Source organism: Acidaminococcus sp. (genome assembly GCF_057597765.1).
This window is the reverse complement of sequence record NZ_DBMBXK010000004.1, coordinates 135545-151635: the sequence shown is the minus strand read 5'-3', so window position 1 is coordinate 151635 and position 16091 is coordinate 135545. Positions and strand designations below refer to the sequence as shown.

The 16091-nt window shown below is 57.8% G+C and carries 14 protein-coding genes, 1 tRNA gene and 1 pseudogene; 3 read left to right on the top strand and 13 right to left on the bottom strand.

The window, feature by feature from the left end:
* From fabD to ACZOF8_RS03880, 8 genes are all read right to left on the bottom strand, one after another.
* A complete protein-coding gene (gene fabD, locus ACZOF8_RS03915) occupies window positions 1-948 on the bottom strand; it encodes an ACP S-malonyltransferase (RefSeq protein ID WP_154487316.1) in 948 nt (315 codons plus the stop codon).
* Window positions 945-1955, bottom strand: coding sequence for a beta-ketoacyl-ACP synthase III (locus tag ACZOF8_RS03910; RefSeq protein ID WP_022487574.1), 1011 nt, complete (start codon window positions 1953-1955; stop codon window positions 945-947). The genes fabD and ACZOF8_RS03910 overlap by 4 nt, the downstream gene beginning before the upstream one ends.
* A complete protein-coding gene (gene plsX, locus ACZOF8_RS03905) occupies window positions 1956-2972 on the bottom strand; it encodes a phosphate acyltransferase PlsX (RefSeq protein WP_308664206.1) in 1017 nt (338 codons plus the stop codon).
* Window positions 2956-3546, bottom strand: a complete 591-nt coding sequence (gene fapR, locus ACZOF8_RS03900) for a transcription factor FapR (RefSeq protein ID WP_022487576.1) — start codon at window positions 3544-3546, stop codon at window positions 2956-2958. The genes plsX and fapR overlap by 17 nt, the downstream gene beginning before the upstream one ends.
* A gap of 116 nt (window positions 3547-3662) precedes the next feature.
* Complete coding sequence (fsa, locus tag ACZOF8_RS03895; RefSeq protein ID WP_022487577.1) at window positions 3663-4319, bottom strand: fructose-6-phosphate aldolase; 657 nt, start codon at window positions 4317-4319, stop codon at window positions 3663-3665.
* A gap of 142 nt (window positions 4320-4461) precedes the next feature.
* Window positions 4462-4644, bottom strand: coding sequence for a 50S ribosomal protein L32 (gene rpmF, locus ACZOF8_RS03890; RefSeq protein ID WP_012938743.1), 183 nt, complete (start codon window positions 4642-4644; stop codon window positions 4462-4464).
* Window positions 4645-4668: 24 nt separating this feature from the next.
* Window positions 4669-5172 carry a YceD family protein gene (locus ACZOF8_RS03885; RefSeq protein ID WP_022487578.1) on the bottom strand — a complete coding sequence of 168 codons (504 nt, stop codon included), beginning with the start codon at window positions 5170-5172 and terminating at the stop codon, window positions 4669-4671.
* 62 nt (window positions 5173-5234) lie between these two features.
* On the bottom strand, window positions 5235-6431 hold the full coding sequence (locus ACZOF8_RS03880; protein WP_022487579.1) for an acetate/propionate family kinase: 1197 nt from the start codon (window positions 6429-6431) through the stop codon (window positions 5235-5237).
* A 115-nt stretch (window positions 6432-6546) separates the two neighbouring features.
* On the opposite strand from ACZOF8_RS03880, the gene ACZOF8_RS03875 reads away from it, so the two are divergent.
* Window positions 6547-7767, top strand: a complete 1221-nt coding sequence (locus tag ACZOF8_RS03875; protein WP_487426568.1) for a nucleotidyltransferase family protein — start codon at window positions 6547-6549, stop codon at window positions 7765-7767.
* Window positions 7768-7798: 31 nt separating this feature from the next.
* On the opposite strand, the gene ACZOF8_RS03870 is transcribed toward ACZOF8_RS03875, so the two are convergent.
* From ACZOF8_RS03870 to rsmD, 3 genes are read right to left on the bottom strand one after another with little or no spacing between them, the layout of a single operon-like run.
* A complete protein-coding gene (locus tag ACZOF8_RS03870) occupies window positions 7799-8359 on the bottom strand; it encodes a F0F1 ATP synthase subunit B family protein (protein WP_022487440.1) in 561 nt (186 codons plus the stop codon).
* 31 nt (window positions 8360-8390) lie between these two features.
* Window positions 8391-8885, bottom strand: coding sequence for a pantetheine-phosphate adenylyltransferase (gene coaD, locus ACZOF8_RS03865; RefSeq protein ID WP_022487439.1), 495 nt, complete (start codon window positions 8883-8885; stop codon window positions 8391-8393).
* A gap of 53 nt (window positions 8886-8938) precedes the next feature.
* The gene (gene rsmD / locus ACZOF8_RS03860) at window positions 8939-9493 is read right to left on the bottom strand and encodes a 16S rRNA (guanine(966)-N(2))-methyltransferase RsmD (RefSeq protein WP_022487438.1); all 555 of its coding nucleotides are present in this window, start codon (window positions 9491-9493) and stop codon (window positions 8939-8941) included.
* A 60-nt stretch (window positions 9494-9553) separates the two neighbouring features.
* On the opposite strand from rsmD, the gene ACZOF8_RS03855 reads away from it, so the two are divergent.
* Window positions 9554-11209, top strand: a complete 1656-nt coding sequence (locus ACZOF8_RS03855; protein ID WP_308664204.1) for a DUF4127 family protein — start codon at window positions 9554-9556, stop codon at window positions 11207-11209.
* Window positions 11210-11233: 24 nt separating this feature from the next.
* Window positions 11234-11310: transfer RNA gene (locus ACZOF8_RS03850), tRNA-Pro, on the top strand.
* 942 nt (window positions 11311-12252) lie between these two features.
* Here ACZOF8_RS03850 and ACZOF8_RS03845 read toward each other — a convergent pair.
* Window positions 12253-16008, bottom strand: a complete 3756-nt coding sequence (locus ACZOF8_RS03845; protein ID WP_487426577.1) for a zinc-ribbon domain-containing protein — start codon at window positions 16006-16008, stop codon at window positions 12253-12255.
* A gap of 15 nt (window positions 16009-16023) precedes the next feature.
* Window positions 16024-16086 (bottom strand): annotated as a pseudogene (locus ACZOF8_RS03840) (zinc-ribbon domain-containing protein); the annotation flags it as partial.
* Window positions 16087-16091 lie beyond the last annotated feature (5 nt).

Below are 16091 nucleotides of genomic sequence, written 5' to 3'. Positions count from 1 at the left end.
TTATCTGACCTCCTTTAAATAAGCAAGGGTTTTTTCCAAACTGGCCAGGTCTTCCACGTTCTGGCCGGTGTAGGAACGGTCGATTTTCTTGACGAAACCGGTGAGCACCTTGCCAGGTCCCACTTCGATGAAGGTATCCACGCCGTTTTCCATCATGTACCGGACACTGTCTTCCCAGAGTACCGGGCTGGCAGCCTGTTTCACCAGTACCTGACGGATTTCGTCCCCTTTCTGTTCGGGACGGGCGGTGACGTTGGCGATCACCGGGATCTTGGCGTCAGCCACTTCGATGCCGTCCAGCACTTCCTTCAGACGGTCTGCAGCCGGCTGCATCAGGGTGCTGTGGAAAGGAGCGCTTACCGGCAGCATGATGGCCCGTTTGGCACCGGCGGCCTTTAAGGCTTCGCAAGCCTCTTTTACAGCTTCCGTGGCCCCGGCGATGACCACCTGACCCGGGCAGTTGAAGTTCACCGGCTGTACTGCTTCGTTCCGTTTTTCCTGGATGTCAGCGCAGATCTCCCGGATCTTGGCGGTATCCAGGGCAATGATGGCGGCCATGGCCCCCTGGCCCACAGGAACTGCTTCCTGCATGAACTGGCCCCGTTTCCGCACCGTGCGCACTGCATCGGCGAATTTCAGGGAACCGGCGCACACCAGAGCGGAATATTCACCCAGGCTGTGACCGGCGGCCACATCCGGGAACACCCCGTTTTCGTTCAGCACCTTCATGGCTGCAATGCTGCAGGTCAGGATGGCAGGCTGGGTGTTGTAGGTGAGCCGCAGCTGGTCTTCCGGCCCTTTGAAGCACAGATCCGTCATGGAAAAGCCCAGTGCTTCATCGGCTTCCTTGAATACTTCACGGACGCAGGCGTAGTTGTCGTACAGTTCCTTCATCATGCCTACGGTCTGGGACCCCTGTCCCGGGAACACAAAAGCAATTTTACTCATGCTCTGGCCTCCTCATCTTTTTGCCATTTCACTACCAGAGAACCATAGGTGAGGCCGGCGCCAAAGCCCACCATCACCACGTTCTCTCCTTTATGGATCCGTCCTGCATCCCGTGCCTGGCAAAGGGCAATGGGAATGGATGCAGCGGATGTATTGGCGTATTTTTCCAGGTTTACGAAAATCTTGTCCGTGGACAGCTTCAGCCGTTTGGCAGCAGAATCGATGATCCGCTGGTTGGCCTGGTGGGGAATCAAAAGATCGATGTCCTCCTTGCCCATGCCGGCCTTTTCCAAAGCGGCCAGGGCGCTGTGGCCCATGACCTTCACGGCAAACTTGAACACTTCCTTGCCCACCATGTGGATGCAGTGTTCGTGGTTGGCCACGGTTTCCTCGCTGGCCGGCTTCCGGGATCCCCCGGCAGGCATGGTCAGGTACTGGCCCCCGGCCCCGTTGGCCCCCAGGTCAACGGACAGGATGCCGTAGCCTTCTTCCACCGGTCCCAGAACTGCGGCACCGGCCCCATCCCCGAAGAGGATGCAGGTGTTCCGGTCCTGCCAGTTGAGGATCCGGGAAAGGGTTTCCGCTCCTACCACCAGCACGTGTTTGTACATGCCGCTGGCGATGGTCTGGCTGGCAATGCCGCAGGCGTACACAAAGCCGGAGCAGCCGGCAGCCAAGTCAAAAGCCGCCGCATGGGAGGCTCCCAGTTTGTTCTGAAGGATGCAGGCTACGGAAGGGAACTTCATGTCCGGAGATTCCGTGCCCACCACGATCAGGTCCAGCTGGTCGGCGGTGATCCCGGCGTCTTCCAGAGCCCGCTGGGCCGCGATAAAGGCCAGATCAGAGGTTGCCTGGTCCGGAGCGGCAATGTGCCGTTCCCGGATCCCGGTCCGTTCCACGATCCACTGATCGCTGGTATCCACCATTTTTTCCAGATCAAAGTTGGTCAGGACTTTTTCCGGCACATAGTACCCCATGCCCAAAAAGCCCACTGCAGGTTTCGTCATTTATAATTCACCACTTTCTTCGTCGTGCATGATTTCCTGGCGGATCCGTCCCACCACGTCTTTCTGGGTCAGCTCAATGGCCACCCGTACGGCGTTCTTGATGGCTTTGGCCTTGGAACTGCCGTGGCAGATGATGAAGGGAGCCCGGACACCCATAAGCAGGGCGCCGCCGTATTCCGATGCATCCATCTGTTTTTTCATCCGCAGGAGCGCCGGCTTCATAAGCAGGGCTCCCAGTTTGGCAAAGATGCCGCTTTCCATCAGGGTCTTTTTCAGGATCTCCATAACGGCGCTGGCCAGGCCTTCCATGGTCTTTAACACCACGTTGCCCACAAAGCCGTCGCAGACTACCACGTCCACAGTGCCTTTGTTGATGTCCCGGCCTTCCACATTGCCGATGAAATGGATGTGAGAGTCCTGTTTCAGCAAAGGATAGGTGGCCAGGCACTGTTCATTGCCCTTGGTCTCTTCTTCCCCGATGTTCAGAAGGCCCACCCGGGGCTGGGGGATCCCCAGCTGGAGTTCCGCATAAATGGACCCCATGATGGCGTTCTGGACCAGCTGTTCCGGTTTGGCATCCACCTTGGCGCCGGAATCCACCAGTACCGTGGCCCCCTTCACATTGGGGATCACCGTGGCAATGGCCGGCCGTTCGATGCCCCGGATCCGTCCCAGGCCGAACAGGGCGGAAGCCACTGCGGCACCGGTACTGCCGGAGGACACCAAGGCGTCACATTCCTTTTCGTGGAGGAGATGGGTAGCCACCACAATGGAGGCATCCCGTTTCTTCTTTACGCTGATTCCCGGATGGTCCTTCATTTCGATGACCTGGCTGGCATGATGGATGGTTACCCGGGGATTGTTTTCCTGATGTTCCCGGGCCAGTTCCTGGCGGATCACTTCCTGATCCCCCACCAGCACCACGTCGCAGCCATATTCGTCAACCGCCTGAAGCACCCCTTTGATGATCTCGGCAGGGCCATAGTCAGTGCCCATTACGTCAACTGCGATTTTCATCTTCTTGGCTCCTTTGTTCCGGAATGGCGACAATCAGGAACTTGGCACGGAACACTTCCTTGTGGTTGTTCCTGATCTTCACCCATATGGTATATTTGTCTTCCTGTTTCCGGACCACTTCGGCTCTTGCCACCAGAATGGCTCCCACGGTCACAGGGATTTTGTACTTTACATTGGCCACCCCGGTGAGGGCCGCAGGGGCATCGATCACCGCCAGAGCCAGGGAATTGGCCTGGGCGAACATGTACTGTCCCCGGCAGACACCGGTTTTCTGCAGCACCATTTCCCGGTCCACCGTCATCATGGAGATGCCGCTGACCCCGATTTCCAGGTCGATCAGTTCCCCGACGATGTCCTCGCTGGTAATGGCTTTCAGTTTTTCCTGGGCGTCCTCCGCCATATGACGGGTACGCTCCCGGAGTTCCGGGATCCCCAGGGCCAGCCGGTCCAGCCGGATGGTCTGGATGCTCACCTGAAAGGTTTCGGCCAGATGCTCGTCGGTCAGGAACGGATTCCTGGCCAGCAGCTGCTGCAGACGCTGCTGTCTTGCCTTTTTCTGTCCCACAGAACCCATTCTACCACCTACTTTTAGTACCTAGTCATAACACTTACACCTATTATACCAGAGCAGGGGCAAAATACAAGTCTTGACCGGGTGGTCTGTTACAGAATTTACAGGTTGTTCATAGTTTACCGGCCGAACACCGCTTCGAAATCCTGACAGAACTTCTCGATGCCCGTCCGGGTGAGAGGATGCTGGACCATCTGCATCAGCACCTTGTAGGGCACCGTGGCAATGTCCGCTCCCGTTTTGGCACATTCCACCACATGCATGGGATGCCGGATGGAGGCGCAGATCACCTTGGTGGTAATGTCCGGATAGAGACGGAAGATCTCCATCACTTCCTTGATCAGCCGGGTGCCGTCGGTGGAAATGTCGTCCAGCCGCCCCAGGAAAGGAGATACGTAGGTGGCACCGGCCCGGGCAGCCAGGATGGCCTGGGTGGCGGAAAAGACCAGGGTCACGTTGGTTTTGATCCCTTCGGAAGCCAGGATCTTCACGGCTTTCAGGCCTTCCCGGGTCATGGGGATCTTCACCACCATATTGGGATGGATCCGGGAGATCACCCGGCCCTCCATCACCATGTCCCGGGCCAGGGTGGTGCTGGCCTTCACTTCCCCGGAAATGGGGCCGTCCACAATCTGGGCGATTTCCCGGAGGGTTTCCTCATAGTCCCGGCCTTCCTTGGCGATCAGGGAAGGATTGGTGGTGACCCCGCTGATGATCCCCATGGCCTCCGCTTCCCGGATCTCGTCCAGGTTGGCCGTATCGATAAAGAATTTCATATATAGCTGCTCTCCTCGCATCGATTTAATCATTTCTATTCTATCATTATAAGCCAGTTTGGAGGATTTAGGAAGGGGAAGAAAAAAGGACGCCGCCCCTTTCGGGACGGCGTCCTTTTCAAGGTCCGGCGGACCGGGTTCCTTATTCTTCGTCTTCTTTCACGACTTCCTTGCCATCGTAGTAGCCGCATTCAGTGCATACGTGGTGCGGGCGCTTCAGTTCGTGGCACTGAGGGCATTCAACCAGGCCAGGAGCAGCCAGTTTCCAGTTGGCACGGCGGGAATCCCGACGGGCTTTGGACATTTTTCTCTTCGGTACTGCCATATCGTTACACCTCCTAATCTCAGGCTATTTCTCTAACAACGCCTTGAGAGCCTCCAACCTGGGGTCGATGGAATGGGTATCGCAGTGACATTCCGTCACATTGCGGTCCGCTCCACAGACCGGACAGATCCCCTTGCAGTCCGGTTTGCACAGGACTCTGGCCGGGATGGCCAGGAGCAGGGACTCTCTCAAAGCATCCGTAACATCAACCATATCGAACTGATAGGTGAAGGCATCTTCTTCCAGTCCTTCCGTGCCTTCGGGATAATACCGTTCTTCCACCTGGGCCGTAAGCTCCAGCCGCACATCTTTCAGACAGCGGGCGCAGGTGCCGTGGCAGACGAACTTTTCCCTAGCGGTGAGAAGGAGCACGTCTCCCCCGTTGGAAATCTCCCCTTCCACCAGGATGTGCCCTTCCAGGCTGGCATCTTCCGGCGTCAGGTTCAACTGGGACGGGGCAAGGTCGTACTGGAAAGATTCTGACCCTGTCAGTCTTTTTTTGATTTCTGCTACATTGATTTTAATCATATTATCAACCGTTACATTATATCGATGAAACCGGCCTTTGTCAAGCAAAAGCCCAAATCATCTTATTTGCTGCACAGTCTCAGGGTATCCTGGGCAATGGCCAGTTCTTCGTTGGTGGGGATCAGGAATACTTTCACCTTGGAATCAGCGGCGCTGATTTCGGTGACTTTGCCCCGTACGTTGTTCCGGTCAGCATCCAGTTTCACACCCAGGAATTCCAGGCCTGCGCAAACCTGCTGACGGGTATGGATGTCGTTTTCGCCTACGCCGGCGGTGAACACGATGGCGTCAACGCCGCCCATGGCAGCTGCATAAGCGCCGATGTACCGTTTCACCTGGTAGCAGAACATATCCAGGGCCAGCTGGGCTCTTTCGTTGCCTTTGGCGGCAGCATCTTCCAGGTCACGGAAGTCGCTGGAAACGCCGGAAACGCCCAGGACGCCGCATTCCTTGTTCATGTACTTGTCAACGCCGGCAGCATCCAGGCCCTTCTTCTGCATCAGCACGGGAACCACAGCCGGGTCGATGGAACCGGTACGGGTGCCCATCAGCACGCCGTCCAGAGGAGTAAAGCCCATGGAAGTATCCACGGATTTGCCCCCGTCCACAGCGGTGATGCTGGAACCGTTGCCCAGATGGCAGGTGATGATCTTGGTGTCTTTGATGTCCTTCTTCAGCAGCTGAGCAGCCACCCCGGACACGTATTTGTGGGAAGTCCCATGGAAGCCGTATTTCCGGATGCCATAGTCCTTGTATTCTTCGTATTTCACGCCGAACATATATGCCACAGGAGGCATGGTCTGATGGAATGCAGTATCGAATACGGCAACCTGCGGGGTGTTGGGCATCAGTTTCTGGCAGGCACGGATACCGGAAACGTTGGCCGGCTGATGCAGGGGAGCCATATCGCTGAGATCTTCGATCTGTTTCAGCACTTCATCGGTAATCACAACGGATTCATTGAAGATTTCACCGCCGTGCACCACACGGTGGCCAACAGCATCGATTTCGTCCATGGATTTGATGACGCCGTGGTTGGGGTCAACCAGAGCAGCCAGGACCTTCTTGATGCCGTCCACATGGTCGGGGATGGCGCTTTCCAGTCTTACCTTGTCCTTGCCGGCGGGAGTGTGGGTCAGAACGGAGCCTTCGATGCCGATACGTTCTACCAGACCTTTAGCGATGACAGATTCATCCTTCATATCAATCAGCTGATATTTGATGGAAGAGCTGCCGCAGTTTACAACAAAAATCTTCATTACATTGCCTCCTGATCGACTACTGATTTTAAACCAGTATTATGCTTATGCTATAATACTAATATATGTTAGCAAAGTTTTACGGATTTGTAAAATAAAAATTTGGAGATCTGCTATGGAACAACCTTCTGTCATCGGCCTGGTGGCCGAATACAATCCCTTTCACCGGGGCCACGGCCATCAGCTGGAGGCCGCCCGGGCGCTGCTGGGCCCGGTGCCCGTCATTGCCGTGATGAGCGGCAGCCTGACCCAGCGGGGAGAACTGCCCCTGTGGGACAAATGGCGCAGGACCCGGCTGGCTCTCCTGGGCGGGGTGGACCTGGTGCTGGAACTGCCGGCGGCCGGGAGCCTCCAGAGTGCCCAGGGGTTCGCCTTCTTTGGGGTGGAAAGCCTGGCCGCCACCGGCCTTGTGACCCACCTGTCCTTTGGCTGCGAAGCCCGGGACCCGAAGCTGCTGCTCCAGCTGGCCCGGGAGGACTTTTCTCCGGGTGAATGGGCAGCAGCCCTTTCCGGGGGCCTTTCCTATGCCGGGGCGGCGGAGCAGCTGGCCTGCCGGCGGAACCTGGCCTATCAGGGACTTTTTTCCGGGTCCAACAACCTGCTGGCCCTGGAATACCTGAAGGCCCTGAAGGGCCACCCGGAGATCCAGCCCCTGCCCATCCGCCGGGAAGGGACCCTTTACGGCAGCGCCGCCCTGGAAAAAGGCACCTGGCCCAGTGCCACCGCCTTCCGGAAGGAAGTGGCGGAACGGGGGTTCACCCGGGCTGCAGAAGAAGCCCTGCCCACGTCCCTCCGTTCCCCGTGCCGGGACTGGTGCCGGGCAGGGCTGGACCTGGGAGCCCGGGAGGACCGGCTGGATACCCTGCTGGCCTTTGCTCTGGAAAAAGGGTCCCCGGCGGACCTGGCCGCCTTCACCCAGGTGTCCGAAGGGCTGGAAGACCGGATCTGGAAATGCCGGCGGGCGGTCAGCTTTGACGGGCTGGTGGACCAGGTGCGCACCCGGCGGTATTCCCCTTCCCGGATCCGGCGGATCCTGTGGCAGTTCCTGCTGTCCGGCCCGGACTGTCCTTTCCGCCAGGGGGCCCAGGAAGGGCCGCAGTACCTGCGGGTGCTGGGGTTCACGGACCGGGGACGGCAGCTGCTCCGGGCCATGAAGCATACCGCCCGTCTCCCCCTTCTCACCGCCATCCAGAAGGACACCCTGGCCAAGGCCCCCTCCCCCGCCTTCCGCCGCCAGCTCCAGCTGGACCTGAGGGCCCAGGACCTGTACCAGCTGGTGACCGAAGGAAAGATCACGGACCGGGATTACAAAGAAAAGCCTGTTATGCTGCCTTGAGCAGCACAACAGGCTTTTTCCGTTGCGTCCCTTATTTCTCTTCTTCCCCTTTGTCCCCGGCGTTCAGCTGGTGGTCGGCGTCGTAGCTGGATTTCAGGGCGTTCCCGTTGTCCCGTACGGCACTGAGGGTCTTGGTGAGGTTTTCTTCCAGATAGTTGAACACGTCCATGGCGTACTGCATGGATTCGCTGTGGAGCTTTTCCGCATAGGCATCTGCAGCCGCCCGCATATCCCGGTCGTACTGCTGGGTGGTGGCGATGATCCCGTTGGCTTTTTCTTCCGCAGCCTTCACCACTTCTTCCTGGCGCACCAGACGGTCCGCTTCCGCCTTGGCCAGATCCACAATCCGTCCCCCTTCTGCATGGGCCTGTTCCACAATGTGGTCGGCTTCCGCCCGGGACTTGTCGATGATGTTCTTCTGTTCTTCCAGCAGGTCATGGGCCCGTTTCACTTCCAGAGGCACCGCCGCTCTCAGCTTGTCCATCACCATGGTGATTTCGTTTTCGTCGATCATCACCTTGTTGACAAGAGGGATCCTCCAGCCATCTGACAGAATGCTTTCCATTTCGTCCAAGATTTTATCCAATTCCATGACCATCGTTCCTTCCTTTTTGTATTCGATCCTACCGTTTGAGAGATTGTTTCCCCCGGGCCATCACTTGCTCCCGGATGCAGTCCGGTACAAAACCGGAAATATCGCCGCCGAAATAGACCATTTCCCGCACTCCGGAAGAGCTGAGATAGGAATATTTGGCGTTGGTCATGATGAACACCGTTTCCAGCTGTTCATCGATTTCCTTCATGAGCAGCGCCCGCTGGAATTCGTATTCGAAATCCGTAAACGCCCGGAGACCCCGGACAATGAACCGGGCCCCTTTCTTTTCGCAGAATTCGTTGAGCAGGCCGGAAAAACATGTCACCCGCACATTGGGGATGTGGGCCGTTGCCTGACGGATCATGGAGACCCGTTCCTCCATGGAGAACATGGCCTTGTCCTTGGCCGGGTTCACGAACACGCTGATGATCAGTTCATCAAACATCTTGCTGGCCCGTTCAAAAATATCCAGATGTCCCATGGTCACCGGGTCGAAACTGCCCGGACATACCGCTTTACGCACGTTGAACCTCCAAGAGAAGCAGATTTGCTACGTACCATTATAACAAAAACGGTTCAGCTTTTCCACACTATTAGGGAGATTTTCGTATCTCCGTACTTTTCCTGCCGGAATTCTGTGCCCTGGGGCAGATAGTCTGCCGGATCCTCCTCCAGGGAGTGTTCCAGCACCAGGAGACCGCCCTCCTTCAGCACCGGCCATTTTTCCAGGGCCTCCACCACTTTCCGGTTCAGACCCTTGTCATAGGGCGGATCCGAAAAAATCACATCGAAGGCCTTTCCCTGCTGGGCCATCATGGCAAGACCGTTCACCGCGTCGGTGTGGATCAGGGTCACCTGTTCCCCGGCCCGGGCCTTTTCCACATTGGCCTTCACCAGCTTCAGGCTCTCCCGGCTTTTGTCGAAATAGACGATCTGTTCCGCTCCCCGGCTCCAGGCTTCCAGCCCCAGGTTCCCGGTGCCTGCAAAGGCGTCCAGCACGGTGCTGCCGGGGATCCGGCTCTGGATGATGTTGAACAGGGCTTCCTTCACCCGGTCCGCTGTAGGCCGCACCAGATAGTTCTTCGGGGTCACCAGTTTCAGTCCCCTGGCCTTTCCCGTAATGATTCGCATACACAAAACCTCTTCCGTACGTTATAATAGATTATTATACTGTGAAAGGAGCATCCCCCCGTGAAGCTGAAGAAACCCCTTCTGGCTCTTGCCGCTGCAGCCATGGCCGCAGGTGTATTGTATCATACTCTGGCACCCAGAGGGGCTGTTTTTTCTCCCGGAGAGGTGCCGGCTGCGGAAAACTGGGCCCTTTTGCCTCTGGACAACCGGCCTCCCTGCCGGGATTTCACCGAAGAACTGGGGGCCCTGGGGGGCATCCGCTTCACCGCTCCGCCCAATGAGATCATGGACTGGTACGACGAACCGGCCAAGGTCCCGGCGCTCAAAACCTGGCTCACCGGCATCATACCCGGCCAGCAGGGGGCCCTCCTTTCTTCGGACCTTCTGATCTTCGGAGGCCTGCTCCATTCCCGGATGGAGCCCCTGACAGACCGGAAAGCCGGGGATTTCTTCACCTATCTGGAGGACCTGAAGGAAGACAACCCGGACAAGCAGTTCTACCTGTATTCCATCATCCCCCGTCTGCTGATCAGCGACCATGTGCTGCCGGACCGGTGGTACCAGTGGCATCTTATGACCTGGACCATCAACATGGACAAGAAAATCCGGGGGCTGCCCTACGACAAGGAGAACTACGAAGAAGTCAAGGCCCTGATCCCTATGGACCTGAAGTGGAAGTACATCACCCTGTACCGGGACAACGACCGGTTCAATGAGGAGCTGGTCCAGTTCGTCACCGAAGAGAACCTGACGGACCTGGTGATCGGCCAGGACGATGCCCATCCCTACGGCCTGCCCAACTACAACCGGCTGAACGCGGGGGCCTATCCCAACGCCTACGACCTGCATCCCCCCATCTACACCTCCCAGGGGGCGGATGAACTGGGCACCCTGGCCGCTGCCAGGATCTACAGCCGGCGCACCGGATACCGGCCCAGGATCAAAGTGCTCTACGGGGACCCGGCCATGAAGGATTACACCCTCCATTTCGTCCCCCTGACCCTGGGGCAGATTGCGGAGGAAAAGATCAAACTGGCCAACGGGGTGGAAACCGGTTCCCTGGAAGGGGCGGATTTCGTCCTGTACATCCACTGCGGCGGGGAAAAGGACGAAGACTATACCAGGATCGCCGGAGACATCAAAAGCCTGATGGAACGGAAACCGGTGGCTCTGGTGGACCTGTCCACCCGGTTCGCCGCCGGAGACTGCATCCTGCCCCATCTCATGGCCAACGGGACGCCCCTGCCCCGGCTGCTGTCCTATTCCGGCTGGAACACCGCCTCCAACGCCATCGGCACCGCCGTGGCCCAGGGGACCATTGTGTCCGGCCAGGCAAAACGGCTGCCCAAGGACCAGCTTCCTGCCCTGTACAGCGCCAATTTCCGGTTCAACTACGCCCGGTTCCTGGACGACTGGGCCTACCAGAAACTGATCCGTCCCCATATGGCGGAGCTCCAGGACTTCAACGGCGTGGACCCGGAAAAAGGCGGGGATTACCCCAACGCCGCCACCTGCTACCTATCCCGGGAGCTGGGGATCTACCACCAGGTGTTCCTGTGGTACTGCCGCCAGTTCCCCTACTATGAAGACGGGAAGACCCGGTACTGGTTCCGGGACGCCCAGTTTGCCGTAAGCCTGCCCTGGGAGCGGCCTTTCGAGATCCGGCTGAAAATTTTTCCGGAATTTGGCAAAGAACAGTTGACAAATGGCCGCTGACCCTCTATAATCTATTTGTGTTGTCGGGGCGTAGCGCAGTTTGGTAGCGCGCTTGGTTCGGGACTAAGAGGCCGCAGGTTCGAATCCTGTCGCCCCGACCATATTTTAAAAAGGACAGCCGTCACCTTCGGGTGGCGGCTTTTTTCGGGTTCATCGTTTGTCGTTTTGGAGGTCAGATGCCGGGCATCTGGCTTTGAATGTATTGCCCTCTGGGCGGCCGGGACGGGTTTGCCTTCGGCAAACCCCTACAACCTCGTTGTCCATGGACCCATAACAATGTAATACTCCGGAGGTTCCTGGTTTTTGCAGGGTGCGGCCAATCGATGAAATACGTTGCTATCGGTTTGTCAGACCCTGACGCTGTAGGGGCGGGCCCCAGGCACGCCTTTCCCGGCCTGCGAGTTTCGGATATTCCCAGGAACCCGCCCTGCGGGTTCCTTCCATCGGCTGGAGACTAGTGACTAGAGACTGTAAGCTCATGTCCATTTGCCCCGGCAAATGGTTTCCTTTTGGCGCGAGATTGAAAAGCGGCTGGCCCCTTTTCGTTCTCCGTTCTCCTTGCAATCCTATGGATCTGTGTTATAATGAAAATACAAAAGGTGCTGTCTGGTGACGGTCAGCCCCATAGCAGTGTATGGAAAGAAATCCGCCTACTGTTGGAAGCTGGAGGCGGATTTCTTTATGCCCGAATTGCAACGATAATCACGAAGAGGATTACCAAAAAGGTAAAAAAATCGTATTTCGTCATAGGGCTCCACCCCATCTCTGGGGCAAGATTTGACCGCCTACCGTATAGACAACACCGTGTACAGTATAACATATCGTGATATAGGAAGCCAGATGCCGGGCATCTGGCTTTGAACGTTTTGGCCCCTTGGGCGGCCGGGATGGGTTTGCCTTCGGCGAACCCCTACGCCGCCGTTGTCCATGGACCGATAACAACGCAATACTCCGGAGGGTCCTGGTCTTTGCAGGGTGCGGCCAATCGATGAAATACGTTTTCATCAGTTTGCCAAGCCCTGACGCTCTGCTCTCTGCCCTCTTTACTTGCCCTTCAGCAGCTTGTTCAGCCCTTCACAGAACGCTGTCAGTTCGTCATCCCGGGCTATGGCCAGGAATTTCCGGTTCCCGGGCTGGAGGATCATTTTGCCGCTCCACATGCTGGTGGGCGGTTCTATCCGGCCGATTTCTTTGAGGGGAACGGCTCCCGTTTCAGAGGAAATGAGGGTATCCCAGGTCAGGAGGAAGCCGTCCCGGGCCGTTCCCCTTACGGTTTTGTCGCAAAGGACAAGGACATCCTTTGGATCCAGCCCATAGCTTTGGGCATAGCTGGACAGGGCATTGGCCATCTTCTTGGGCGGGATATCAGGGGCACAGTACAGATAGGTATTGGTTTTATTGGCCAGGGGAGCCAGCTGCTGTACAAAGGCCAGGAGGGCTGCCCGGTCAGTTCCTTCTGAAGAGGTCTCTTTTTCTGCAGGCCCCACTGCCAGAGGAGCACCGCAATGGGAACAGAACCGGGCCCCCGGTTTGGCCGGGGTTCCGCATTGGGAACAGAAACCTGCGGCCGGGCGGTCAGCAGGGACAGCGGGCGCCTCCTGAGCAGCAGGCCGGGGTTCCTCCGCCGCCTGGCTGCCGGAGGGTTCCCTTTTGTCTTCCTCTTCGTCTTCCTCTTCCTCATCGGCAAAGACACCGTGGGCTTCGGCAAGATTGTATTCTTCCTTGGACAGGATCACTTCTTCTGACAGCCAGGAGGCAAAATTGGCATCCAGACTGCTGCAGTCACTTTCTTCAAAGGTACAAAGGACAAAACCCGTATCACTCTGGAGCGTATGATCCTGGTCCAGGAACACCCGGCAGAAATCATCCACGAAGGCTTTTCCGCCCTGGGAGGTGAAGATATCCCCTTCGTCTGTCAGAAGGAACCCTTTCTTTCCCTTTCCCCAGAGCAGGGCGTTGGAGGCATCACAGAGCAGCAGGACTTCAGAGCGGTCCACACCCAGACGGCTGCCGTAGGCCTTCATGGCGTTGTCCAGAAGGTCTCCGGGGATATTGTCCCCCAGATAGTAATGGCTGCCTTCAAGCTGAGCCCCATGCTTGCTTTCCAGATAGGCCAGAAGGTCCGGGTATTCACCGGCAGCCTTCAGACAGATCCGGGCGGTTTTCGTTTCCTCCGTTTCCGGCTGGAGGCTGGCCGCCCGTTCATACCAGCTCATGGCCTTCCCATAATCGTAACAGTCTTCCAGATCCTGGTTGCCCCGGAGTGCCGCCGCCTTCACCATGGCTTCAGCGTTTTCTCCTGCTGCGGCCTCTTCATAACAGGCCAGAGCCTCCTCAACGCGTCCTGCCGCCTGGAATGCGTCCCCCAGGGCCAGGTCCACCTGCTGCAGAGGGGCCAGGGCTTCTGCCAGATTTCCGGCCAGGGCTGTGCGCAGCAGGTCCCGGGCTTTTTCCAGGTCCTTTTCACAGCCTGTTCCCTTTTCCCGGCACAGACCGGTCTGGAGACATGCCTGGGGATCCTTCGCCTCAGCCCCTTTCTGATACCACTGGAAAGCGGCCTCCTTATGGCCGGCTTTGGCTTCTTCCAGGCCCATCCGGGCACAGGCCGGCCCAACGCCCTTTTCAGCCGCCTGGCGGATCAAAAGGTCTGCTCCTGCCAGATCCACAGCCGTCCCTTTTCCATTTTCTTTCAAACGGGCCAGTTCCCAGCAGCCTTCCGGACTGCCACAGTCCGCCGCTTCCTGGTACAGGGCACAGATTTCTGACCAGTCCGTTTCTTCTTCCTGCCGGAGCCGGGCCCCCTGTTCCAGATCCCAGGCAGCAAGGACTTCCCGGGCCTTCCCGTATCCCAGCTTCGCGCTGCGCCGGAGATAGTCCAGGGCCCTTTCTTCGTTACTGTCCTTGTATTTTTGGTAGTTCTTGAAAAGGGCCTCCTGGAAGGCAGGGGTATGGCGTGCCTTGTTGGTCCGTTCCAGGGCTTCTGCGGCCCCTTCTACGCCCAGTTCCGCAGCCTTCCCATAATACTTTGCGGCCTTGTCAAAGTCCTGGCCGTCTTCCATTTCCGTCCCGGTTTCATAGAGTTCGCCCTCTTTCATATTGGCTTCTCCATGGCCCCATCTGGCCGCCGCGGACAGGTAGTCGTATTCCGGAGACCCGTTTTGGACACTCTGCCGGTAGAATTCCCAGGCCGCATTGGGATTCCCCAGTTCTGCCGCCGTCTTCAGCCATCGGGCCGCTTCTTCCGGGTCCCCCAGATCCCGGCACACAAGTCCCAACCGGCACATGGCTTCCCTGTCCCCCATGTCCGCAGCCGCCTGATAAGAGGCCGCCGCCTGCTGCCGGTCTCCCTTGTCCAGGGCCTTCCGGGCGTCCTTTTTGAAATTTTCCACCTGAGCCGCGGCCACTGCCTCATAAGGCGGGGCAAACCGGATATTATAGAAGCGGATCTTTTTGGCTGCAAAATCCAGAGGCTCCGTCCCTTCATAGGCAAACTGGAGATGGTCACCGAACCCGTAATAAGAAACATGTTCCAGCTCCGGATAGAAGGGAAGGGTCTGGTCGCTGGCATTGACCAGCACAACCCGTTCTTCCTCATACCCTTCCGGATACTCCCGCATCAGATACTGGAGAGCCGCCATTTCCCCAGGGGTCCTGATGGCCTGGCCTTTTTCAATGCCCAGGCAGTCCACCCAATAGGGAAAAGGGATGTTCCCTTTCTGATGGAGGCCGCTCCATAAATCCCCGGCCAGGGAAAGCCCCTCTCCTTCCGCATCCGCCACTTTCAGGATATCCGGAATGGCCTCCGGGGCCAGTTTCGCCATGGCCCGGTATACGGAACGGCTGTCCGCAGTCTGGGTCAGGCAGTCACAAAGGGTCTCCATGGCCGTTTCTTTGCTGCAGCGGCCTTTTTCCATCATCACCTCGATGTTGTCCAGCCGGCTCTCCACTTCTTTGTTCCGGAAGCTGAAGGGAGGGAGCTTGTGATGCTCTGTCAGGGTCACCATCAGGTAGTTGACCAGCCAGACGGAAATCACGTTGTCCGCCAGATTGCCCCCCAGGCTCCCGTAATTCCGGCGGTCCAGACGCTGCCGGATGAACCGTTTGGCCCTGTCTGAATAGGAATTGCCCGTAACAGCCCGTCCCAGGGCGCTCAGTCCGTCGGAAGCCATGTTGAGCATGCCGGCTTTCACCGCACCGGTAATGGCCCCGGTGATGCCGAAGCCGCCTCCCTGCCAGTGGGCCTTGTTCATCTCTTTTTCTTCCCCCAGCTGCTCCAGGTAGCGGGCAATCACCGCCTGGTCTTCGGCCAGCCCGGTAACCAGTTCTGTTTTCTTGTACTGCTCAAAAAGTCTGTCTTCCAGATCTTTTTTACTTATAAAATCAATGCCGTGATTGAGCAGGACTTCCACCGCCGCCTCTATGGAAGGATCGCAGGCATTAAAGATGATCCTGGTCAGGTCCCCCACCAGGGAAGCCGGGTCCGTGTATTCCTCCACCGCAACGTGTTCCCGGATATACCGGCCCACAAGCCGTCTCTGCCGGGCCCCTTCCCGGTTGAAGGAGGCCCACAGCTGCCGCCGCAGGGCCAGAGGCCGGGGGAAATCGATGTGATATTTGGAAAGGATGACGCACTGGCTGCCCGGCACATCGGGCAGGGTTTCCTCCACAGGTGCAGGGGCCGTCTCTGCAACGGGCTGTCCGGATGTGGCGGGAGCCTCTGGGGCGGCCGTGCTGCCTGCCGAGGCCCCTGCCTCTTTGTCTGCCGCCGGGGCACTTTCCGGCACCGTACCGTTTGGCATTTCCGGCATCCTGGCCCCGCAGTTAAAGCAGAATTTGGCCCCATCCGGCAGTTTCGTACCACAATTTATGCAAAACATTTTCA